This window comes from Salinispora pacifica DSM 45544, assembly GCF_000378845.1.
In the GTDB taxonomy this organism is placed as follows: Bacteria; Actinomycetota; Actinomycetes; order Mycobacteriales; family Micromonosporaceae; genus Micromonospora; species Micromonospora pacifica.
Genome location: NZ_KB905359.1, coordinates 2,170,818 through 2,192,466 on the forward strand (window position 1 = coordinate 2,170,818; position 21,649 = coordinate 2,192,466).

The 21,649-nt window shown below is 72.1% G+C and carries 15 protein-coding genes; 5 read left to right on the plus strand and 10 right to left on the minus strand.

The annotated features are described in order from the left end of the window. The first annotated feature begins 13 nt into the window (after positions 1-13). Positions 14-613 carry an NUDIX hydrolase gene (locus SALPAC3_RS0109725; protein WP_018221048.1) on the plus strand — a complete coding sequence of 200 codons (600 nt, stop codon included), beginning with the start codon at positions 14-16 and terminating at the stop codon, positions 611-613. On the opposite strand, the gene SALPAC3_RS0109730 is transcribed toward SALPAC3_RS0109725, so the two are convergent. Together SALPAC3_RS0109730 and SALPAC3_RS0109735 are read right to left on the minus strand one after the other, a co-directional pair. Continuing rightward, positions 582-1,679 carry a mannose-1-phosphate guanylyltransferase gene (locus SALPAC3_RS0109730; protein ID WP_018221049.1) on the minus strand — a complete coding sequence of 366 codons (1,098 nt, stop codon included), beginning with the start codon at positions 1,677-1,679 and terminating at the stop codon, positions 582-584. The genes SALPAC3_RS0109725 and SALPAC3_RS0109730 overlap by 32 nt on opposite strands. A 55-nt stretch (positions 1,680-1,734) precedes the next feature. Next, the gene (locus SALPAC3_RS0109735; protein WP_026185402.1) at positions 1,735-2,880 is read right to left on the minus strand and encodes a glycosyltransferase family 4 protein; all 1,146 of its coding nucleotides are present in this window, start codon (positions 2,878-2,880) and stop codon (positions 1,735-1,737) included. 149 nt (positions 2,881-3,029) lie between these two features. Between SALPAC3_RS0109735 and SALPAC3_RS0109740 the strand changes: the two genes are divergently transcribed. Next, positions 3,030-3,719 carry a TIGR03089 family protein gene (locus SALPAC3_RS0109740; protein ID WP_018221051.1) on the plus strand — a complete coding sequence of 230 codons (690 nt, stop codon included), beginning with the start codon at positions 3,030-3,032 and terminating at the stop codon, positions 3,717-3,719. Positions 3,720-3,765: 46 nt separating this feature from the next. Here SALPAC3_RS0109740 and SALPAC3_RS0109745 read toward each other — a convergent pair whose 3' ends face one another. Together SALPAC3_RS0109745 and SALPAC3_RS0109750 are read right to left on the minus strand one after the other, a co-directional pair. After that, positions 3,766-5,763 carry an acetoacetate--CoA ligase gene (locus SALPAC3_RS0109745; protein ID WP_018221052.1) on the minus strand — a complete coding sequence of 666 codons (1,998 nt, stop codon included), beginning with the start codon at positions 5,761-5,763 and terminating at the stop codon, positions 3,766-3,768. Positions 5,764-5,926: 163 nt separating this feature from the next. Then, on the minus strand, positions 5,927-6,445 hold the full coding sequence (locus SALPAC3_RS0109750; RefSeq protein ID WP_018221053.1) for an acyl-CoA thioesterase: 519 nt from the start codon (positions 6,443-6,445) through the stop codon (positions 5,927-5,929). A 56-nt stretch (positions 6,446-6,501) separates the two neighbouring features. On the opposite strand from SALPAC3_RS0109750, the gene SALPAC3_RS0109755 reads away from it, so the two are divergent. Then, positions 6,502-7,113 (plus strand): hypothetical protein, encoded by a 612-nt coding sequence (locus tag SALPAC3_RS0109755; RefSeq protein ID WP_018221054.1) that lies wholly within the window; start codon positions 6,502-6,504, stop codon positions 7,111-7,113. A gap of 70 nt (positions 7,114-7,183) precedes the next feature. Here SALPAC3_RS0109755 and SALPAC3_RS0109760 read toward each other — a convergent pair whose 3' ends face one another. The 3 genes from SALPAC3_RS0109760 to SALPAC3_RS0109770 form a co-directional block, all read right to left on the minus strand. Further along, a complete protein-coding gene (locus SALPAC3_RS0109760) occupies positions 7,184-9,016 on the minus strand; it encodes a hypothetical protein (RefSeq protein WP_026185403.1) in 1,833 nt (610 codons plus the stop codon). A gap of 20 nt (positions 9,017-9,036) precedes the next feature. After that, a complete protein-coding gene (locus SALPAC3_RS0109765; RefSeq protein ID WP_018221055.1) occupies positions 9,037-9,225 on the minus strand; it encodes a hypothetical protein in 189 nt (62 codons plus the stop codon). Between the two features lie 493 nt (positions 9,226-9,718). Next, positions 9,719-10,882, minus strand: a complete 1,164-nt coding sequence (locus SALPAC3_RS0109770) for an acyl-CoA dehydrogenase family protein (protein WP_018221056.1) — start codon at positions 10,880-10,882, stop codon at positions 9,719-9,721. A 251-nt stretch (positions 10,883-11,133) separates the two neighbouring features. On the opposite strand from SALPAC3_RS0109770, the gene SALPAC3_RS0109775 reads away from it, so the two are divergent. Further along, complete coding sequence (locus SALPAC3_RS0109775; RefSeq protein ID WP_026185404.1) at positions 11,134-12,561, plus strand: UDP-glucose dehydrogenase family protein; 1,428 nt, start codon at positions 11,134-11,136, stop codon at positions 12,559-12,561. Between the two features lie 128 nt (positions 12,562-12,689). Beyond that, a complete protein-coding gene (locus SALPAC3_RS0109780) occupies positions 12,690-17,591 on the plus strand; it encodes an SCO7613 C-terminal domain-containing membrane protein (protein WP_026185405.1) in 4,902 nt (1,633 codons plus the stop codon). Between the two features lie 142 nt (positions 17,592-17,733). On the opposite strand, the gene purE is transcribed toward SALPAC3_RS0109780, so the two are convergent. The 3 genes from purE to SALPAC3_RS0109795 form a co-directional block, all read right to left on the minus strand. Continuing rightward, positions 17,734-18,225, minus strand: coding sequence for a 5-(carboxyamino)imidazole ribonucleotide mutase (gene purE, locus SALPAC3_RS0109785; RefSeq protein ID WP_018221060.1), 492 nt, complete (start codon positions 18,223-18,225; stop codon positions 17,734-17,736). Then, a complete protein-coding gene (locus tag SALPAC3_RS0109790; RefSeq protein ID WP_018221061.1) occupies positions 18,222-19,403 on the minus strand; it encodes a 5-(carboxyamino)imidazole ribonucleotide synthase in 1,182 nt (393 codons plus the stop codon). The genes purE and SALPAC3_RS0109790 overlap by 4 nt, the downstream gene beginning before the upstream one ends. 137 nt (positions 19,404-19,540) lie before the next feature. After that, entirely contained in the window at positions 19,541-21,625 is a 2,085-nt protein-coding gene (locus SALPAC3_RS0109795; RefSeq protein WP_018221062.1) for a thioredoxin domain-containing protein, read from the minus strand. Positions 21,626-21,649: the final 24 nt, after the last annotated feature.

A 21,649-nucleotide genomic window follows, 5' to 3' on the forward strand; every position in this document is an offset into this window, starting at 1 on the left:
CCAAGGAGGGCCCTTGTCAACGCCGGATCTCCACGCCGACCCGCCGCCCAATCCCGCCCTGCACGCCGACGCTCTCACCGTGCTGCGTGGCTGGACGCCCACCTCGGTGGCCGCCGCCGAAGCCCGAGACCGAACGCTGGACCTCCTCGCCGCCGGGCCGGAGGCGATGAGTCGGACGCACCGGGCCGGCCACGTCACCGCCAGCGCGCTGGTGCTCGACGCCACCGGTTCCCGGGTGCTGCTCTGCCTGCACGGCAAGTTCCACCAGTGGGTGCAGCTCGGCGGGCACTGCGAGCCCGCCGACCCGACGCTGGCCGCCGCGGCGCTGCGGGAGGCGACCGAGGAGTCCGGCGTGACCGGCCTGCGGATCGATCCGGTACCGATCGACGTGGACATTCACCCGGTCACCTGCCAGGGCGGCTCATTCCACTACGACGTACGCTTCGCCGTCCTCGCCCCGCCGGGCGCGCAGACCCAGGTCAGCGAGGAGTCTGAGGAGCTGGGCTGGTTCCCACCACACCAGCTTCCGACCCCGTTGGCCGGCGGAACCGCCCAACTGATCACGCCGGCCCTGGCGACGCTCAGACGAGCCCCACTTCACCCCGCTCCTTGAGCTCGTCAACGAGTTGTTTCACGTTCTGGGCACGGTCACGCGGGCAGACCAGCAACGCGTCCGGGGTGTCAACCACGATCAGATCGTGCACCCCGACTGTCGCGACGAGCCGGCCCGAGTGCGGGACAACCACCAGGTTCGTGCTGTCCCGCAACAGGACACTGGGCTTCGCCTCCCCGCCCAGGACCATGTTGCCGGCCGCATCCGCCGGCAGGACCTCGCCGAGGGTGTGGAAGTCACCGACGTCGTTCCAGCCGAAGTCGCCGGGGACGGTCGCCACCCGGCCCGCGGTCGCCGCCCCCTCCATGACCGCGTAGTCAACCGAGATCTTCGGCAGCGTCGGCCAGACCGTGCCAAGCACCTCGTCCTGCTTCTCGGTGCCCCAGGCGGCGGCGATCTCGAGAACGCCCGCGTGCAGTGCCGGCTGCTGGCGGGCCAACTCGGCGAGGAAGACATCCACCCGCCACACGAACATGCTGGCGTTCCAGAGGTGCCGGCCAGACCGGAGGTACGCCTCCGCCACCTCGGCGTCCGGCTTCTCCTTGAACTCGACCACCGGCCGCAGCGACCCGGCCCCGGTCGGCTCCCCGGTTTCCAGGTAGCCGTAGCCGGTCTCCGCCCAGGCCGGGGTGATGCCGACGGTCATCAGCAGCCCCTGCTCGGCGCCCTGGGCGGCCTGGCGAACAGTCTCCCGCCACCCGGCCGGGTCACCAATCAGATGGTCCGCCGCGAACGAGCCCATCACCGCGGTCGGCTCCTGCCGGGCGATCACGGCGGCGGCCAGCGCGATCGCCGCGCACGAGTCCCGCGGCGACGGCTCGACCAGGATGTTCTGCTCCGGCATCCCGGCCAACTGGCGGGCCACCGCGGTGGCGTGTGCCAGGCCGGTGACCACGAAGGTGTGTTCCGGCGTCGCCAGCGAACCGAGTCGCTCCACAGTCGCCTGCAACAGCGATGCGGCGGACCCGGTGAGCGGGTGAAGGAACTTTGGATGTCCGGCGCGGGACAACGGCCACAGCCTGGTGCCGCTGCCACCCGCCGGGATGACGGCGTAAATCACCCGCACATTCTCCCTGAACTGATCGACTCAGGCCGCAGGGTCAGCCGAACCGGCACCCCGTTCACGCACGGGCCCGCGACCAGGCGGCGAGGTGCACCTCGGCGCTGGACTGCCAGGTGAACTCCTTGGCCCGGTCGAAACCGGCCTGGGCCAGTGCCAGCCGGCGGTGCTCGTCGTCCAGCAACGCGACGAGGTCGGCGGCGATCTGATCCGGCGCCTCGCTGGTGTAGGCGACCGCCTCGCCGCCCACCTCGGGCAGGGACAGCCGGGGTGTCGTCAGCACCGGGGCGGCACAGGCCATCGCCTCCAGGATCGGCAGGCCGAACCCCTCGCCGTACGACGGGTAGGCGGAGACCAACGCCCCGCCGAGGAAACCTGGCAGGTCGGCGTAGCGCAGGTAGCCGGGGCGGAGCAGCCGCAGGTGTGACGGCACCTCGGCGACCGCGCGATCGATCTCGTCGTCGTGTCCCTGCCCCCCGGCGACCACCAGGGCCGGCGGCTGGTGCCGGTCCGCCACGGCCCGCGACCAGCCCCGAATCAGGTTGGGGACGTTCTTGCGGGGCTCCTTGGCGCCGAGGAACGCGATGTAGCTCTGGCTGCCGAGCCCCAGCCGAGCCCGAACCCGGGCCTTCTCCTCGGCGCTCGGGGCGTGGAACGCGGCGTGATCAACGCCGTGGTACGCGACGTCGATCCGGGTCGGGTCGGCGTCCAACAGCCGAATCAGCTCGTCCCGGGTGGCTTTGCTGGGCACGATCACCCGGTCGGCACGGCGCAGCGACGTCCGGATCGCGCTCCGGAAGAAGGTGCGACGTGACTTGTCGTAGTGCTCCGGCTCGGTGAAGAAGGTGGCGTCGTGCACGGTCACCGTGACCGGACAGCCCGCCCGCAGCGGGCAGGTGTAGAAGGGCGAATGCAGCACCTGGGCGCCGACCTGCTGGGCGAGCAGCGGCAGGCCGGTCTGCTCCCAGGCGAGCCGGGCGGGCCGGTGCGCCACCGCGGCGGGGGCGGGGATGACCTCCGCCCCGGGCAGCATCCGGGAGTAGCGCTCAAGGTCCGTTCGAAGGCTGACCACGACCAGGTCGACGCTGGTGCCGCAGACCTTCCCGAGCGCACCGAGCAGGCCATCAACATATCTACCGACGCCGCCACGATCGGCGGGAACACTCGTGGCGTCAATGAGCACACGGGGCGGGCTGCCGGCGGTCAAGGGGCGACTCCTTGCACTCGGGGGTGTGGGGTACGACACTTTCGCCGTAAGCCTACGCCGCGCCGGCGCTCAGGCGGTGACTGCGACCCGACGCCGAACCAAGTCGTCGTCGCCTCGACGCCGGGCGGCGGAGCGTATCGTTCGCGCTGATGGCCGACAACCTTGCCCGGGTCCTCGCCGACGCGATCGCACCCGACCCGACCAGACCGCTGCTCACCTGGTACGACGACGCCACCGGCGAACGCACCGAACTCTCCGGCGCGACCTGCGCGAACTGGGTGGCCAAGACCGCCAACCTGCTGGTCGACGGGGTGGGACTCGCACCCGGCGATACCGCCGGGGTGCTCCTGCCCCCGCACTGGCAGACCGCCGCCGTGCTGCTCGGATGCTGGTCGGCCGGCCTCACGGTGGCCGAACCGCCGGACGATGTGGACGTTCTCTTCGTCGCCACCGGCCGGCTGGCCGAGGCGGAGGCCGCCAGCGCCGGGGACCGCTACCTGCTCGCGCTGGACCCGTTCGCCCGGCCACTGCGGGAGGTGCCACCGGGGTACGCCGACTTCGCGTCCGAGGTACGGACACACGGCGACCACTTCGGGGCGGCCCCGCCCGGTGGGTCGGACCAGGCTGACCTGGCCGCCCGGGCCACGGCGCGCGCCGCGGACCTCGGGCTCACTCCCGGCACCCGGGTCCTGATCGACGTTGACCGCTACCCGGACCCGGTCGACTGGCTCCTGGCCCCGCTGACCGCGAGCGCCTCCACGGTCCTGGTCGCACACGGCGACCCCAGTCGTCTCGGCGCCCGCGCCGTCGCCGAGCGGACCACCCTCACCCTGCCCTGATCCCGCGGTCGGTGTCACCCGGGCCCTGGTCGTCCGGGCGCCGCCGTCACCGGGCTCCCCGGTCGGCGGGGTCGTCGTGGGCGGCTCGGCGCTGGGCCAGACCGGCGAAGGCGGTCAGCGACTCCGGGTTGGCCAGCGCACCCCGGGCCGCCGCCGAGTCGACGGGGGTACCGGTCAGGATCTTCTTGACCGGTACCTCCAGCTTCTTCGCCGACAGGGTCCGCGGCACGGCTCCGACCGGATGGATCTCGTCGGGCACGTGCCGGGGCGACAGGGCGGTACGCAGTTCCCGGCAGATCCGCTTCCGCAGCGCGTCATCCCACTCCACGCCCCCGGCGAGCACCACGAACAGAAGCAGCTCACCAGCGCCGCCCTCGGCGTCCTCCAGGTGCACGACGAGAGAGTCGACGACCTCATCCAGCCCTTCCACGACCGAATAGAACTCGGCGGTGCCGAGGCGAACCCCACCCCGGTTCAATGTCGCGTCGGAGCGGCCGGTGATGACGCAGCCGCCCCGCGGGTTGATCGTGATCCAGTCGCCGTGTCGCCAGACGCCGGGGTAGCGGTCGAAGTACGCCTCCCGGTAGCGGCTGCCGTCGGCGTCGCCCCAGAACCCGACCGGCATGCTCGGCATGGGTTCAGTGATCACCAGCTCGCCCAGCGCACCGATGACCGGGGTGCCGTCGCCGGAGCGCGCCTCCACCTTCGCCCCGAGCGCCCGGCAGGTGATCTCGCCCGCGTGTACGGGCAGCAGCGGAGTTCCGCCGACGAAGCCGGTGCAGACATCGGTTCCACCGGAGAGCGACTGGAGTTGGAGGGCGTCGCCGACGTTCCGGTAGACCCAGTGAAAGCCCTCGGGGGGCAGGGGCGCTCCGGTGGAGCCGACCCCGCGCAGGCCGGACAGGTCGGCGAACTCGGTGGGGACCAGCCCGGCCTTGCGGCAGGCCAGCAGGAACGGCGCCGACGTACCGAGGTAGGTGGTGCCGGTGCGCTCCGCCAGCCGCCACAGCGTGCCCAGGTCGGGGTTGCCCGGGTCGCCGTCGAAGAGCACGATCGCCGCCCCCACGGCCGGCCCGGAGACGAGGAAGTTCCACATCATCCAGCCGGTCGTGGTGAACCAGAAGAACCGGTCCGCCGGACCCAGGTCGTGGTGCAGGGCGAGCATCTTCAGGTGCTCGAGCAGGATGCCGCCGTGGCCGTGCACGATCGGCTTGGGCAGGCCCGTCGTGCCGGAGGAGTAGAGCACGTAGAGCGGGTGGTCGAAGGGCACCGGCGCGAAGGTGAGTGGCTCGTCGGTGGCCGCGGCGACGTCGGCCCAGGCGATCGCGTCCGCCGGCGGAGGACCGGCCGGATCGAGGTAGGCGATGCCGACGGTGTGTGACAGCGACGGCAGGGCAGCGCGGATGGCGGCCACCTCGGCTCGCCGGTCAATCGGCTTCTGGCCATAGCGGTAGCCATCAACGGCGACCAGAACCTTCGGCTCGATCTGCTGCCAGCGGTCGGTCACGCTCCGGGTGCCGAACTCCGGCGCGCAGGAGGAGAAGATCGCGCCGAGGCTGGCGGTGGCCAGCAACAGTACGTACGTCTCGGGAATGTTCGGGGCGTACGCGGCCACCCGATCGCCCGCGCCGACACCGAGCCGGCGTAGCCCAGCGGCGACCCGGCGCACCTGCTCCCGCAGCTCGGCGGCGGAGAGGGTGACCGGTGGCCGGGTCTGCCCGTGGGCGATCACCACCGGGTCGGCGTCGGCGCGGCCCGGCATCCGCAGCACGTTCTCCGCGTAGTTCAGGGTGGCGCCGGGGAACCAGCGGGCACCGGGCATGCTCCGCTCGGCGAGCGGGGTCGTGGCCGGGGCGTGCGACACGACCTCGAAGTGGTCCCAGATCGACTGCCAGAAGGCGGGCAGGTCGGTGACCGACCAGCGCCACAGCTCGTCGTAGTCGGCGAAGTCCAGCCCCCGGTGCGTGCGCAGCCAACGCAGGTAGGTCCCGATCCGGGACCGCTCACGCACGTCCGCCGGCGGCGTCCACAGCACCTCACCCATCGCTCCACCCTCCCTCGGCCCGGCACGACGCTGTCCGGCCGTGGCGCCATCTTGCCCTACCTCGGGGCGCCGTAGCCCGCACCTGGTCCGGACGATCGCGGACGCGGACGATCCAGCGCCGCGCCACGCCGCCGGCTTTCCACCGATCTGGACCGGCGACGACTCAGCCGCGCCGGTGTGCCTGGATCGCCCGCCGGCGGGCGAGTCGGTGCGCCCGCCGGATCTCCGCCTCCCGGAAGCGCCGCTGGTCCGCGACGGTCTCCGGAGCCAACGGTGGGACCGGACGCGGACTGCCGTCGGCGTCGACGCCGACGAAGACGAGGTACGCGGTGGCGACCCGCACCGGCTCCCCCTCGGCTGAGTCCCACCGTTCGGCGGTGACTCGCACCCCGACCTCCATCGAGGTCTGCCCGGCCCAGTTGACCTGGGCATAGGCGTGCACCAGGTCTCCGACCCGCACCGCCTCGGAGAAGACGATCTCGTCGATCGCCGCGGTCACCGCCGTCCCACCACTGTGCCGGGCGGCGGCGGCCCCGGCGACGTCGTCCACGAACTTCATCAACACCCCGCCGTGCACGGTGCCGTAGAGGTTCACATCGACAGCAGTCATGATTCGACTCAGCGTGACCCGGGAGTAGGCGGTCGGCCGACCCGGTGCGGTGGTGGCGGGGTACTCGCTCATATCGGAGACGGTACGGTGCGCGGATGCGACATCTATGGAGCTTCCTAGCGGGTCTCGTGGTGGCACCCGTCACGTGGATCCTGGTTACTCTCGGTCAAGATGGATCGGCGCGTACCGTCAACCGCTGGATGGACATCGGTCAGTTCAACTCGGCCAACCTCATCGAGCCCGCGGTCTGGCTGGTCGTCGGCGGTGTCCTGCTCGGACTCCTCGGCACGCTGCGCGTCTCGCCGATCGGCCCGATCGTCGCCGGGCTGCTGCTCGCCACCCCGTACCTGGGGTTGGCTCTCCGTCCCTTCGCTGTCCGTGACCGCATCCCGACAGACTGGGAGGTCCTCGGCGACCCGCTGCCGCTACTGCTGCCGCTGGAGAACGGGACGCTCTTCCTGATCGGCCTGCTGCTGCTGGTCGCCGGCTTCAGCGGTCAACGTTGGCGGCAGTGGCCGACGACCAAGGCGGAACCGAAGACGGCGGAGAGCCCAACCCCATCGGACACCCCGCTCGACGACTGGCCGCCCACACCGGTTCGGGGCACCACCCAGCCGGTTCCGGGCAGCCCGAAGTCCGACCCGACCGAAGCGCTACCCCAACAGACCGACGCCGAGAACCCCTGGTCCGCTCCCGCGCCGGGCAGCCCCCGGCAGACGACCACCACCGGGCCGCGCTGACCTGCCGACCCGAGCCCCACGTCCGGCCCGTTCCCGGCCGGCCGGAGGTGGGGCATCCGGGGGTGCCTCGTCAGGGCCGGTAGTCGTCGTGGAGAACGACGCGGGAAAACTCATAGCCACCTTGGGTGCGCCAGTAGTGCAACCGCCGAGCGGCGGCCGACTCCCGCTGCAGGGCCACCCGCCAACAGGTCGCACCGTCAGCACGACGCAGATAGCCACTGCCGGCCCGGCCGGTGCGGATCTGATGCGGGTACCGCCCGGCGAGGTGCTGGACCTGACCGGTGAGCACCTCGACCACGACCGTCACGACCTTCGCCCGGCTGATGCCCTCCAGCTGTTCCAGGGAGTCCAGGAAGCCGGGACCCAGAACGTACGAGGCGAGCGGCCTGCCGGCCTTCTCGGCAGCGGGAACGCGCTGTGCCCACTCGCAGGTGACCTCATAGCGGAACTGTTCCTCCGGATCGAGAAAGAGCGTCGCCTCCCCGGTCGCTGGCTGACCAGCGCGGTCCTGGGCGCTCCGGAGCTGCTTGACCAGCCGCTGTCGAGCCAGATCGGCGCCGCGGTAGCGGGTCTGTAGCTGCTCGATGGCGCCAACGGCCCGCGCGAGCTCGGCTTCCAGCTCAGCCGCCCGGAATCGCAGATCCGCCAACTCGTCGGCGAGGGCCTTGCGTGTCGCCTGCTCGGCTGCCAACTCATTACGCAGCTGTACGACCTGGGCTTGCTCCCCTGCTGGCGCCGTGCTGGCAGGACGCGCCAGCACCGGATGCAGGGCCGAGGGAAGGCGTCGGGCCAGATCCAACGGCGTCGGCTGCCGCGCCGGCACCGTCCGTACGACCGGCCGCGGTGGCGTGGCGGGCGGCAGCGGGGGCACCGGTGGTCGAGGCGTCGATGTCGGCGCGGGCCGCGGGTCGGGCGGACGTAGCCAGGCAGGCCCGCCGGGGAGCAGACTCAGCGCGGGCTTCACCTGCTCCGTGTCGTCAACGTCGTCGAACCGCAGCGCCAGTGGTGTGAGCGTGACGAGACGGCCGGCGACGATCTCCCCAACGCTGAACAGTCCGCTCAGCCGGTCTCTCCGGTTGGAGGTGACCGCATCCAGGCCGACCTCGACGGTGAGCCCGGGCAGAAGTCGTACGGTGACAGCTTCGTCGGCCACCGCCACCACCTCGGCCAGCACCACATCACCGACCTGGTACGCCTCGTTGACAGCCACCAGGGCGCTGGGGACGTCAACGAAACGCAGCGCCGCCCGCAGGTCTAGACAGCGCGAGACCTGGTCATAGCTGCCCGTGACCGCCTGTCCCCTGGTGAGCAGTTGATCCAGGGCAACGCCGGGGAGTGTCAACTCCTCCCACACTGTCGCCACCGCCTGATCGTCCAACGTCACGAGCGCTCGGGACCCGATCAGACCCTGTACCCGTCCCGACCGACGCTGGGCCTCGGGACGAGCGCGGGGTTCGACCAGTCCGGCCGACAGCGCCGCCTGCAGCGCATCGCTGATCAACTGTTCGGTGATGCGACGACGGTCCTGGCGGGAGTAGGCGAACCGCAACCTACTGCGGGTCGGGTCACCCACCCAACTGTGATCGACCGAGTACACCCGCCCCGCCCCGCCGTAGACCTGGGTCATCGGCGGCATCACCCGCGAGAAGGCCCAGGAGACATCGCTCGTGGGCATGAGTACCACCTCAGCCAGATCCCCCACCGCCGCTTTGAGCTCATCGGGATCACCGAACGGCTCGTCATACCCGGTGGGCAGGGTGAGTACCGCGACCGGCCACCGCCGCCCCGGCGTCAGCAACCGGTGGGCGAGTTCGCTGGCCTCAGTCGCGGAGGTGATCCGCTGTACCGCCGCCGGCGGCGGGGCGGCACCGGCGGCCACCTCCCGAATGGGCACCTGCCCCATCAGTTCCGACCTCCTACCAGTTAAAGCTGCAACGACCGCAGCATCGGGGCGACGGCCAGCCCGGGCAGGCTGGCACTGGCCCGTACGGTCGCCGGCGCCAGACCGGTAGCGCGGATCTCCCGCCAGGAGGGATTGGAGCGGACGTTACGGCCCTCGACGAATTCGAGGGTGCGGGACAGACCGCCCGGAGGGGACCATGGACGGGTCACCTGGTAGGTACCGACGAGGGGCCGGCCTTCCCCCTTGGGAACCCGAGCTAAACCGTATAGCGACTATGCAAGGGGACAGTGGACGGCACAAGGCGAAGAGCACGTCGGAGCCCCTGCCTTGCCCGTTTGACTGACCACTGCCGACAAAGTTGTTGACACTGGCGCCCACTCGGGGGAACGACAAATCGTTGTCGCCATGGCAGCGCCCGCCGGTGCGGCTCCGCCTGTCCCCGGTCGTCCATGAGGGGTTCCCTCGACACCAGCACGCCGTCGGAGTAGCACAACCAGTGCAGGTCGTCGGAGGTCGAGGGAGGTCGTCGTGGTCGGCTAGGTAGGTAGACCGAGGAAGATCAGCCCGAGCGTGGCGACGAAGATCGCCGGCAGGGTGGTCGCGTGCCGCAGTTCGCCCCTAAGGGTGATTGTTCAGTTACGGCGAGCAGGCACGCCACCCGTGCTCGGGGAACCCGATCGAGCTACCAAAAGCAGCTTCCGATCAACCCTTCAGAAGCTGCCGCGCCATGACGATTCGCTGCACCTGATTGGTGCCCTCGTAGATCTGGGTGATCTTCGCGTCGCGCATCATCCGCTCGACCGGGTAGTCCCGGGTGTAGCCGTAACCGCCGAGCAGCTGCACGGCGTCGGTGGTGATCTCCATGGCGGCGTCGGAGGCGAAGCACTTGGCCGCCGCGCCGAAGTAGGTCAGGTCGGCGTCCCCTCGCTCGGACCGGCCCGCTGCGGCGTAGGTCAGCTGCCGGGCCGCCTCCAGCTTCATGCCCATGTCCGCGAGCATGAACTGAATGCCCTGGAAGTCGGCGATCGGCTTGCCGAACTGCCGACGCTCCTGCACGTACCCCTTGGCGTGGTCGAGCGCGCCCTGCGCGATGCCCACCGCCTGCGCGGCGATGGTGACCCGAGTGTGGTCCAGGGTCTGCATAGCGGTGGCGAAGCCGGTGCCCTCCGCGCCGATCATGCGGTCGGCGGGGACACGGACGCCGTCCAGGTAAACCTCACGGGTCGGCGAGCCCTTGATCCCCAACTTCTTCTCCGGTGCGCCGAAACTCACCCCCGGGTCGGACTTCTCGACCACGAAGGCCGAGATACCCCGGCTCCGGGCGGTCGGGTCGGTAACCGCGAATACCGTGTAGAACTCGGACACCCCGGCGTTGGTGATCCACCGCTTGACGCCGTTGAGTACCCAGTCGTCGCCGTCCCGGACCGCCCGGGTGGTCATCGCGGCGGCGTCGCTGCCCGCCTCCGGCTCGGACAGGCAGTACGAGAACATCGCGTCGCCGGCCGCCACCGGGGTCAGGTACTTCCGCCGCAGCGCCGCGGACCCGGCCAGAATCAGCGGCATCGTACCCAGCTTGTTGACCGCCGGAATCAGCGACGAGGAGGCACAGGCCCGCGCCACCTCCTCGATCACGATGGCGGTGGCGAGGGCATCCGCGCCGGCGCCGCCGTACTCGACGGGGATGTGCGGGGCGTGAAAGTCAGCCGCCCGCAACGCGTCGAAGGACGCCTTCGGGAACTCACCGGTCTCGTCCGCCTCAGCGGCGTGCGGTGCCACCTTCGCCGCGCAGACCTCCCGGACCGCTTCCCGGATCGCCTGCAGCTCATCGGTCAATCGATAGCCGTCGAATGCCTGCTCTGCGGCCATGTCGGCCCCTCCTCTTCACCGCTATCATGCGCAGTCTGTAGCGTCACCTGACCGCGGACCGCGCAGACTGAAGGATAGCGACCCCGGAGTCGGGCGATGTTACCGCCGCGTAGGCCACGAAGTGTCGCACCGACCGGCCCGCGCGGGAGCATGGTCACACAAACGAACAACCCCACCTTCGGTGCCCCTGGCAGGCGCCGCGGTCGACAGCGACGCCACGAGCGGCGCCAGTGCGAGCGGAGAAGACAGGCGTGACGATCCCGTACCCGAACACCCAGCCAGTACCTCCGATCGGGGCGGTAACCCCCCCATCCGGCGCCCCTCGCCCCCGAGTGACCTTCCTCGGCACCGGCTACCTCGGCGCGACATACGCCATCTGCTACGCCGAACTGGGCTACGAGGTACTCGGCTTCGACGTGGACGCCGACAAGATCGCCATGCTCAACGCGGGCGAGGTGCCGATCCACGAGCCCGGCCTGGACGAACTGCTCAAGCGCAACCTCGCCGCCGGGCGGCTGCGTTTCAGCACCGACATGGCCGAGGTCGCCGAATTTGGGGACGTGCACTTCATCTGCGTCGGCACCCCGCAGCGGGCCGATGCGCTGGGTGCGGACCTGTCGTACGTCGAGGCAGCCGTCACCAGCCTGGCGCAGCAGCTCACCCGCCCGGCACTGATCGTCGGCAAGTCCACCGTGCCGGTCGGCACCGCGGAGTGGGTCGAGCAGCTGGTGAGCAAGCACACGCCGGCCGACCTGGGCATTGAGGTCGCCTGGAGCCCCGAGTTCCTCCAGGAGGGCTTCGCCGTCGACGACGTGCTCCGCCCGAACCGGATCGTGGTCGGCGTCAAGAGCGAGTGGGCCAACGGCATGCTCTACGCCGCGCACAAGGGCGTCTTCGACCTAGCCGCCACCGAGGACCGCGAGGTGCCGATGGTGGTCACCGACTTCGCCACCGCGGAGCTGGTGAAGGTAGCCGCGAACGCCTTCCTGGCAACCAAGATTTCGTTTATCAACGCGATGGCGGAGGTCTGCGAGGCCGCTGGCGGCGACGTGACCCACCTGGCCCGGGCGGTCGGCTTCGACCCCCGAATCGGCAACCGGTTCCTCCAGGCCGGTCTGGGCTTCGGTGGGGCCTGCCTACCCAAGGACATCCGCGCCTTCCAGGCCCGGGCGCAGGAACTGGGCGCTGGCGAGGCGCTGCGTTTCCTGCACGAAGTCGACCTGATCAACCTGCGCCGCCGGACCCGAGTGGTCCAACTCGCCGCCGACCTACTCGGCCGGCGCACCGGCCCGGCCGGCCCCGACCTCTCCGGTACCCGAATCGGCGTGCTCGGTGCGACCTTCAAACCCAACACCGACGACGTCCGCGACGCCCCGGCCCTCGCCGTGGCATCGCTGCTCCACAAGGCCGGCGCTGACGTGCACGTCTACGACCCAGAGGGGATGGAGCGTGCCCGTGCCGTGGCGCCCGAGCTCAGCTACGAGCCGGGCATCAACGAGGCGGTGACCGGTGCCGACCTGATCTGCGTCCTGACCGAATGGGCTGACTTCCGCAACGCCGACCCGGTCACGCTCGGCGCCCTGGTCGCCGGGCGCCGGGTGGTTGACGGTCGCAACTGCCTCGACCCAACGTTGTGGACACAGGCTGGCTGGGAGTACCGCGGCATGGGCCGCCCCTGACCCGTCGCCGGCCGCGCTCCGCGGAGTAGGGCGCCACGCCCCTGGACCCGCCGCCGGCAACTGTCGAAATCCGCGCCAGCATTGGGCATGCTGCGACAGTAAGGTCCGCCGTGCGGCTGGAGGGTGTCGTGGTGAGCTTTCAGTGCTCCTCGTGCGGCCGGGAGTTGAAGCCCGCCGCCCGCTGCCCACACTGCGGCGCGGAACAGCCGCAGCGGCTCGAACACCTGGCGGAGATCGAACGGTCGATCGCGGAGATGAAGGCGCGGGACGCCGAGATCGCCGGGGAACAGCGGAAGATCGCCGCCAAGATGCAGGCTGCGCTCTTCCAGCGGGACATCCTCGCGCATGCCGGTGAGGAGAACGTCAAACAGGCCACCCGTCCCCGGCGCGTACTCCGTCGCCGGCCAGACCGGCGGCCACCGACCGCTCCCCCCGGCACACCGCCCCGGGTACCCCGGCAGGGCACCTCGTCCGGGACGGCGGAGCCGCCGCCCCCGACCGCCGGTTGGCTTGACGCCGACAACCCCGAGCATCCGCCGGAGGCGTCCAGCCGCGAGGTGCAGAACATTCCCCTCGGGCTCGGCGCGTTGCTGCTCGGCGTCGCCGCGGTGGTCTTCGCCGCCGTCGCCACCAGTTCCCTGGACGCCCTCGCCCGGCTGGGCGTGCTCTGCCTGGCGACGGTCCTGATGCTGCTCGCCCCGCCGGTGCTGGCCCGACGGGGGCTCACCTCCACCGCCGAGACCATCTCCGCCGTCGGCCTGCTCCTGGTGCCGTTGGCCGGGTACGCGCTCTGGTCCGTAACCAGCGTCGACGACGCATCCCGGGCGGTGTTCGCCGGGGCCGTCTGCGCGGTCACCGCCGGGGTTGCCCTGGCCTACGGCGGCTGGACCGGACTCCGCGCACCACGGTTCGCCACGGTGCTGGCCCTCCAGCCGATCCTGCCACTGCTTGCCTACGACCGAACCAGCGCTCCGGCGGGCTGGGCCGCGGTGCTGGCCCTCGTGGCCGTCCTGAACTTCTCGCTGGCCGGCTCCGCCGTCACCCGGGCCCGACCGGTCCGCCAGGACCTACCCGAGGCACCCCCGACCCCATTGACCACGGCTGGGGGCCAGACCGGCCCGGAGCGGCCCCCGGACACCCCTGTCGCCCCGCGTCAACGATCGGGGGCGGGCCGACGAACCGATGGCGGGGCCGGGACCGACCAGGTGCCCAGTGGGGACGACGCCGCCGTCCGCCCAGTGCCCGGGCTCCGCGAGTTGATCTTCGTCCTCTACAGCGTCGCCGCTCTGGCGGCCCTCGGCTACGCCAGCACCGCGCTGCTGCGGGTGACCACCGTGCCGGCGACGGTCGGAGCGGGAGCCGCGCTCCTGCTCGCCGCCACCGTGGCCGGCGCGGGGATGCTGGCGACTCGCCGCGCCCCGTTCCCCGACATCGGCACCGGCCTGCTCACCCTCGCCGTGATCAGCGCGTCGAGCCGGCTCGCCTGGGTGGCCGCACCCGACCAGGCACTACTTCTGATCACCGCCGGTATCGCGCTCACCGGGCTGGTCGTCCGGGCGGTACCGACTGTCCTGCGACGCGGCCCGCAGTCCGCCTCCGCCATCGCGTTGACCATCAGTGGTGTCGTCGTCGCCGCCGGCGCCCTGCGCGCCGGAGTGACCCCGGTCCGCGCAGCCCTCCCGGCGTGGACCGCCGACCTCGACCGCTACCCAGCCCAGCTGGCCGCAGTGGGCGCCCCCGTCGCCAGCCAGCTCGCCGCCAGCGCACTGCTGCTGACCGTGGCCGCCATGGTCGCCCTGCCGCCGAAGATCCGCCGGGAGTTCGCGGTGGTGGGCGCCGCGCTGACCGCGCTCGCCGTGCCCGCCTCGTTCGGACTCGGCTGGACTGCCGCGCCGTGGCCGATGGTGGTGGCGGCGGTCGGGATCGGGGTGGCCGGGTTGTCGGCGCGGAGCACACGCGCGGCGCGAGCACACGCCGTAACCGCCGCCGGGGTGGGGCTGTTCGGTGCCGGAGCCGGCCTGACCCGGCCGTCGTTGACCGCCGCCGTCCTGCTCACCCTCTGTGTGGCGGGCCTGCTGGTGGCGGTGGCACCCCGGCTCCGGGCCACCTCCGTCGGAGCGGAACTCCTCTCCGGCTGGGCCGCGGGCGGGGCGGCCTTCGCCCTGCCCGGCACGGTGGCAGCGGTCGTCGCTGTGCCGGCAGCGTCCACAACCGCGCTGCGGGAGGTGACCGTCGCGCTGCTGGCGGCGAGCTTCCTCGCGGTCTGCGTCACGCTCGGTTACGCCGCGCTCGTGCAGGTTTCCCACCGGCATCTCCCGATGCCACTGGCGACGGGGGCGGTACTGGGCGCCCTGGCCGTCGCCGCGGCCTCGTTCGTGGCGCCCGCCACCACCGCCGCCGACGCCTGGGTCGGCGCGCTGCTGGTGATCGCCGCAGTGCTCCTGTTCTTCGCGCCTTCCGTCGACGCCCGTCGCCGCTCCGACCTCCGCCTGGACGGCTCCGACCTGGCCAGCGCCGCGGTAACCGCCGCGCTGGTCGCCACCCTGGTTCGGATCGCCGCTGTCCTTGCGCCGGGCGCGCAGCTGGCGGTCGCGGCCGGGCTGCTGCTGGTCGTGGCCGTGGCTGCCCGCGCACTTCCACAGCAGTGGCGGCGGGGTCCAGTTCTCGGTTTGGCCCTGGGGGGCGGGCTGGTCGGGCTGCTGGCCGCCGGGATGGCGCTCCGCGGGGGCATCGGCGTCCTGCTCACCGCCGGCCCGATCTGGGCCGGCGACCTGAACACGTGGCCGGCCGCCCCGATCGGCGGCTCGACCTGGCAGGCGCCAGTCGCGCTGGCGCTGCTGGCGATAGCCGCCGCGGTCCTGTTACCGCCGCCCTGGCAGCACGACGTCTCCGGCGCGGCCGTGGTCCTGGCCACCATCGGCGCACCAGCCGCGTTCGCGCTGCCGTGGTGGTCGCCGGTGCTGGTGGGTTCGCTGGTCGCAACCGGGTACGGCCTGGCGTCGGTGGCGTCGGTGGAGGCTCGGGCCGCGTTCTCCCGGGCCGTCGTGGCCGGCGTACTGGCGCTGCATGTCGCCGGCGCTGGGCTGGTCCGGCCGTCGACGACCGCACTGGCCCTCGGCAGCATCGCGCTGATCGGTGTCGCCGTGGCGGCCCTCGCTCGCGCCCTTTCCCCGCCGCTGGGCACCGATGTGGACGTCGCGGGACCGCCACCCCACCCGACGCTGATCGGTGGTGCCGCGACCGGGGCCATGCTCTTCGCGCTACCCGGTGCGGTGGCCGCCCTGACCGCCGAGTTCGGGCACTCGTCGCGGGTGGTGCTGATCGCCGCCCTGGCCACCTCCGGCCTCAGCCTGACCACCGTGTTTGCTGCCCGACACCGGGTTCCGCAATACCTGCCCTGGGCCAGCGCCGCGCTGGTCGCCGGCGCCATGGTAAGTGCCCTCGCCGCCATCCCCGCCGGCCTGCAGGTCGGGGTGTACGCCGCCGCGGCTGCCCTGATCGGTGTCCTCGCCGAGCTGAGCCGTGGCGCCACCGAGCCACCGGCCGGGCTCGCGGCACCGACTCGCCGATGGCGAGTGCTCGGGGGTGCCCTGGGCCGCTCCACCGGGCCCGGTGCCCGCCGGTGGCGAGTGAACCCGGCCACCGGGGCGCTCGCCGCGGCGACGCTGCCCACGGTGCTGGCCCTGGTCTCGCTCGCACCGGCGCTGCACGTGGCGCTGGTCGAGCCGCACCGAACCCTCAATCACACCTGGCAGGGCCCGCCGCCGGAGCTACTTCTGCCCGCACCCGCGGCGGCGGACCCGACGCACGTGCTCACCGCGCTGCTGCTGACCGCCGCCGCCGCGCTGGCTGCGGTCGCTTTCAGTGGCGGCCGGCGCAGTCGGGCGGTGCCGGTCATCCTGCCGGGTGCGGCGGTGACCCTGCTGATCACGCCCGTGGCGCTGGATCTCGCCTGGCCGGCGAGTACGCTCGCCGGGCTCACCGTGTTCACCCTGGCCATGCTCGGGCTTGCGCTCACGCCACCGCCCGCCTTGGTGGAGCGGGCCCGCTCGCTCCGGCTGGCCCGGATACTCGTCTTCGGCATCGGTCTCACCGCCGGCGGCGCGGGGCTGGCCGGCAGCCTGGCCACGGAGAACCTGACCCTGGTCACGCTCGGCGGCGCGGTGGGCGTCGGTACGGTGGCGGCGCTCTTCGGCGCCACCGGGCACGCCCGCATCCTCGGCTGGCTGTTCGCCGCCCTGATGGCGCAGCTCTTCGTACTCACCACCGGCCTGGTCGCCGGTCTGAGCGCGCGCTGGTCGGCGTTCGGCGTCCTAGCCGTCGGGGCGGCCCTCCAGGTCTTCGCGGCCACCCTGCCGCGCCTGCGTCGCCCGGAGGCGGGGCGGGAGGCGGCCACGGTGGAGTGGAGCGGTTTCGCCGCCGCGCTGATCGCCCTGGCGCTGGCCTACGACTCGCCCCGGCACATCGCGGCCCTGCTCGCCGCCGGGGGCGCCATCCTCGGAGTGGCGGCGGCCCGGCCGGGCCGTCGCGACTCCGAGCGGCGGATCCTCTTCTGGGCGGTGGTGAGCTGCGAGATCACCGCGTGGTGGATTCTGATGTGGGTGGCGGACGTGGCCCTGCCCGAGGCCTACACCCTGCCGTTCGCGGTGCTGGCCCTGCTCGTCGGCGTACTGGAGCTGCGCCAACGAGCCGAGATCAGCAGCTGGGTGGCGTACGGACCGGCGCTGGTGACCGCCTTCGCTCCGACCCTGGCGATCGTGCTGGTCACCGAGAGCAGCATGCTGCGCCAGGTGCTGCTGCTACTCGGGGCAGCGGCGGTGCTGGTCTTCGGCTCGCTGCGGCAGCAACAGGCGCCAGTGATCGTCGGGGCCACGGCCACCGCGATCACGGCGATCCACGCGCTGTTCAGCCTCGGGCCGTGGCTGCTGCTGATCCCCGTCGGTCTCCTCCTGCTGGTCCTCGGGGCCAGCAACGAGCGTCGCCGTCGGGCCCAGGAACGCCTCCAGGCCGCCCTGCGCGGTATGCGCTAGCCGACGACTGGCCAGCCGGGGCCCACCTCCGGGCCAACGGCGGGGCCGGCGACAGCGGACCAACCGGATCCGGCGCGGCGCGGCTCGCGGAACACCGGGATCCGGGCACCGCTCAGCCGGAACACCCAGATCCGGGCACGGCTCAGCTCAGCGAGGCGTGCAGGGCCGCGTTCTTCTCCGCGACCACCTGCTCCAGATCGGATTGGTACGCCGCCATCCGATCGAGCAGCGCCCGGTCCTCGACACCGAGGATCCGGACCGCGAGCAGACCGGCGTTGCGGGCGTTACCGATCGAGACGGTAGCCACCGGCACGCCAGCGGGCATCTGCACGATGGAGAGCAGCGAATCCATCCCGTCCAGATACTTCAGGGGCACCGGCACCCCGATCACCGGCAGTGGGGTGACCGAGGCGACCATGCCCGGCAGGTGTGCCGCACCCCCCGCCCCCGCGATGATCACCTTTACGCCACGGTCAGCGGCGTCGCGGCCGTACTCGATCATGCGAACCGGCGTCCGGTGCGCGGAGACCACCTCGACCTCGTACCCGACCCCGAACTCTTCCAGCGTCTCGGCGGCGGCCCGCATCGTCGGCCAGTCCGAATCGCTGCCCATGATCAGCCCGACCGTGCTCATCCGTGCCCCTCCCGCAGCCAACGGGCCGCCCGCGCCGCCCGGCTGCGTACCTCGTCCAGGTTCTCGCCGAGTACGGTAACGTGGCCGATCTTGCGACCTGGGCGCACCTGCTTGCCGTACAGGTGCACCTTCGCGCCCGGCTCAGCGGCGAAGAGATGGTGCAGGCGCTCGTCGATGGAGATGCCGCCCGGCTCACCGCCCAACACGTTCGCCATCACCACCACCGGCGCGGCCAACGAGGTGTCCCCCATCGGGTAGTCGAGCACCGCCCGTAGGTGCTGCTCGAACTGTGAGGTCCGGGCGCCCTCGATGGTCCAGTGCCCGGAGTTGTGCGGCCGCATCGCCAGCTCGTTGACCACGAGACGACTGCCCGTCGTCTCGGCCGGGTCGGTCACCTCGAACAACTCGACGGCCAGCAGACCCACCACGCCGAGCTCGGTGGCGAGGTCGATGGCGAGCTGCTGCGCACCGACCGCCAGCTCCGCCGGCAGATCCGGTGCGGGGGCCAGGACCTCGACGCAGATCCCGTCCCGCTGCACGGTCTCGACCACCGGGTACGCGGCGACCTGCCCGAACGGGGATCGGGCCACCTGCACGGCCAGCTCCCGGCGCAGCGCCACCCGCTCCTCGGCGATCAGGCGCATCCCGGTGGCCAACAGCGTGGCCGACAGTTCGGCCGCCTCGGCGGCGTCCTCAACCAGCCACACGCCCCGGCCGTCATAGCCGCCCCGGGCCGCCTTGAGCACCACCGGCCAGCCCACGGCGTCGCCGAAGGATTCAAGCTCGGCCGGGGTCTCGACCGGCCGCCAGGCCGGGTTCGGCAGGCCCAGCGCCGCCAGACGTTCCCGCATGACCCGTTTGTCCTGGGCGTGCACCAACGCCTCGGCCGGCGGGAAGAGCTTGACGCCCTCGCCGGCGAGGGCCTCGATGTGCTCGGTGGGAACATGCTCGTGGTCGAAGGTGACCACGTCGCAGCCCTTGGCGAAGGTACGCAGCGCCGCGAGATCAGTGTGCTCGCCGTACTGCACGTCGGCGGCCACCAGGGCGGCGCCGTCGTCGGGAGCGAGCGCGAGCAGGCGCAGCGACTGGCCAAGGGCGATCGCGGCCTGATGGGTCATCCGGGCCAATTGGCCGCCACCCACCATGCCGACAACAGGCAGACCGGTGTGGGAGTCCATAGCCAGGTCAGCGTATCCGGCCAGCGGAGCCAGCCCGCCACCCGGGCCCGCCACCCGCCACCCGCCACGCCACAGCCCGGCGCCGCCGGCCGGCCCGCCCAGTCGCCACCGGCCCGCCAGCCGGGCCGACCGGCCGGCTACCGGCCCGTCAGCTGCGCCACCAGGTCGTCAACTCCGGTTACCGGCCGGTCGCAGACGAAGCCCCGACAGACGTACGCGGTGGCCTGCCCGTCAACCAGCTGCCGACCGGCGAGCAGCGGCACCCCGGGCTGATCTGGCCGCCCCGCCACCACCACAGCACCCGGCGGGGCGTACCGGTGCGCCGCACGCACCAACGGCTCACCGGCCGGATCGGGGGTCACCACCGCGATCTCGTACGGGCCGGCGAGCAGCGCCGCACCGGCGGTGGCCGCGTACCCGGTGAAGCGGGCGTGCGCGGCGATGACGGGCGCCACGGTGGCCAGTGCCGCCTCCGCCGCCTCCCGGTAGCGGGTCTCGCCGGTCAACGCCGCGTACGTGACCAGGGCGGCGACGATCGCCGACCGGCCGGACGGGGTGGCGTTGTCGGTGGGGTCGGCGGGCCGGCTGACCAGCCGCTCCGCGTCATCAGCGGTGTCGTAGAAGCTGCCCTGCGGTGCGGCGAACCGCTCCAGCGCCACGTCGAGGAGCTGCCCCGCCAGGGTCAGCCACCGTCCCTCGCCGGTCAGCTGGTGCATCGCGCAGAACGCCTCGGCCACGCAGCCGTAGTCCTCCAGGACTCCGGCGGCCTCGCCGACCCGGCCGTCCCGCGAGGTGCGGCGCAGCCGCCCGGCCACGATGTGCACTTTTGCCAGGTGCTCGGCCGCGTCCCGCATGGCGCCGTCGGCGACGATCGTCACGCCCTCCACCAGGTTGGCGTCCGGCCCCGGAGCGTCCTCGGCGAAGCTGGCTACAACCTGCTGGAACTCGGCCATCGCGGTGATCGCGAGCCCATTCCAGGCGGCTACCACCTTGTCGTCGCGGGCCGGCTGCGGGCGGGTGTCGCGGACCATCAGGAGCCGGTGCGCGATCTCCTGCCAGCGGGACTGCACCTCCGGCGCCGCATCGTCGACGTCCCGGGCCAGCCGGAGCACGCTGGCCGACTGCTCGGCGGCCGCCGCCCTGGTCGGGGCGGCGGCGTGGGGGCTGAACGAGCCCTGCTCAGTGACCGCGAACAGGTCGGCGGCCCACCGGCCGTCCGCCTCACCGAGGGCCGCGACGAGCTGGGCGGGGGTCCAGACGTAGGTCAGCCCCTCCACCCCGGCGGCGTCGGCGTCCAGCGCGGAGGCGAACCCCTCGCCCGGCCGGTGCAGCTCGTCGGCGAGGAAACGGGCCGTGTCCCGGGCCACGCGACGGGCCATCGGGTCACCGGTCAGCCGCCACAGGTGGGTGTAGACCCGCAGCAGCAGGGCGTTGTCATAGAGCATCTTCTCGAAGTGCGGCACCAACCACTGTCCATCCACGCAGTAGCGGGCGAAGCCCCCGGCTAGCTGGTCGTACAGGCCGCCCCGGGCCATCGCCTCCGCGGTGTGTCGAACAAGCTCCAGGCTCCGCTGGTCGCCGGTGCGCTGGTACTGCCGCAGCAGGAAGAGCAGGTTCAGGTGCGGCGGAAACTTCGGCGCCCCGCCGAACCCACCGTTCGTCTCGTCGTACTCCGCGCCGAGCCGGTCGGCGGCGGCGGCGAGCAGGTCGGCGGTGAACGGGGCGGCCGGACCCCCGACCGCCTGGGCACCGCCAATCGCCTCGACGACCGCGGCACCCTGCTGGAGCACAGCGCTGCGCTGGTCCCGCCAGGCGGTGGTGACCGACTGGAGCAGTCGGAGGAAGTTGGGCTTCGGGAAGTAGGTGCCGCAGAAGAACGGGGTTCCGTCTGGGGCGGCGAAGACGGTCATGGGCCAGCCGCCCTGCCCGGTCATGGCCTGGGTCGCGGTCATGTAGACGGCGTCTACGTCCGGACGCTCCTCGCGGTCTACTTTGATCGCCACGAAGCCCTCGTTCAGCAGCGCGGCCACCTGCTCGTCGGCGAAGGACTCGTGCGCCATGACGTGACACCAGTGGCAGGCGGCGTAACCGACCGAAATCATGATCGGGACGTCTCGGCGGCGGGCCTCGGCGAACGCCTCCGCGCACCAGGGCCACCAGTCGACCGGGTTGTCCTTGTGCTGGAGCAGGTACGGGCTGCTGGCGTCGGCGAGTCGGTTCACGAGACGACCCTATCGGCGCGGACG

Bases quoted from the DNA above. Each gene is read 5' to 3' on its own strand.
- SALPAC3_RS0109750 (WP_018221053.1), bottom strand. From the start codon at position 6,445: ATGAGCGAGTACCCCGCCACCACCGCACCGGGTCGGCCGACCGCCTAC.
- SALPAC3_RS0109740 (WP_018221051.1), top strand. From the start codon at position 3,030: ATGGCCGACAACCTTGCCCGGGTCCTCGCCGACGCGATCGCACCCGAC.
- SALPAC3_RS0109790 (WP_018221061.1), bottom strand. From the start codon at position 19,403: ATGGACTCCCACACCGGTCTGCCTGTTGTCGGCATGGTGGGTGGCGGC.
- SALPAC3_RS0109745 (WP_018221052.1), bottom strand. From the start codon at position 5,763: ATGGGTGAGGTGCTGTGGACGCCGCCGGCGGACGTGCGTGAGCGGTCC.
- SALPAC3_RS0109760 (WP_026185403.1), bottom strand. From the start codon at position 9,016: ATGGGGCAGGTGCCCATTCGGGAGGTGGCCGCCGGTGCCGCCCCGCCG.
- SALPAC3_RS0109770 (WP_018221056.1), bottom strand. From the start codon at position 10,882: ATGGCCGCAGAGCAGGCATTCGACGGCTATCGATTGACCGATGAGCTG.
- purE (WP_018221060.1), bottom strand. From the start codon at position 18,225: ATGAGCACGGTCGGGCTGATCATGGGCAGCGATTCGGACTGGCCGACG.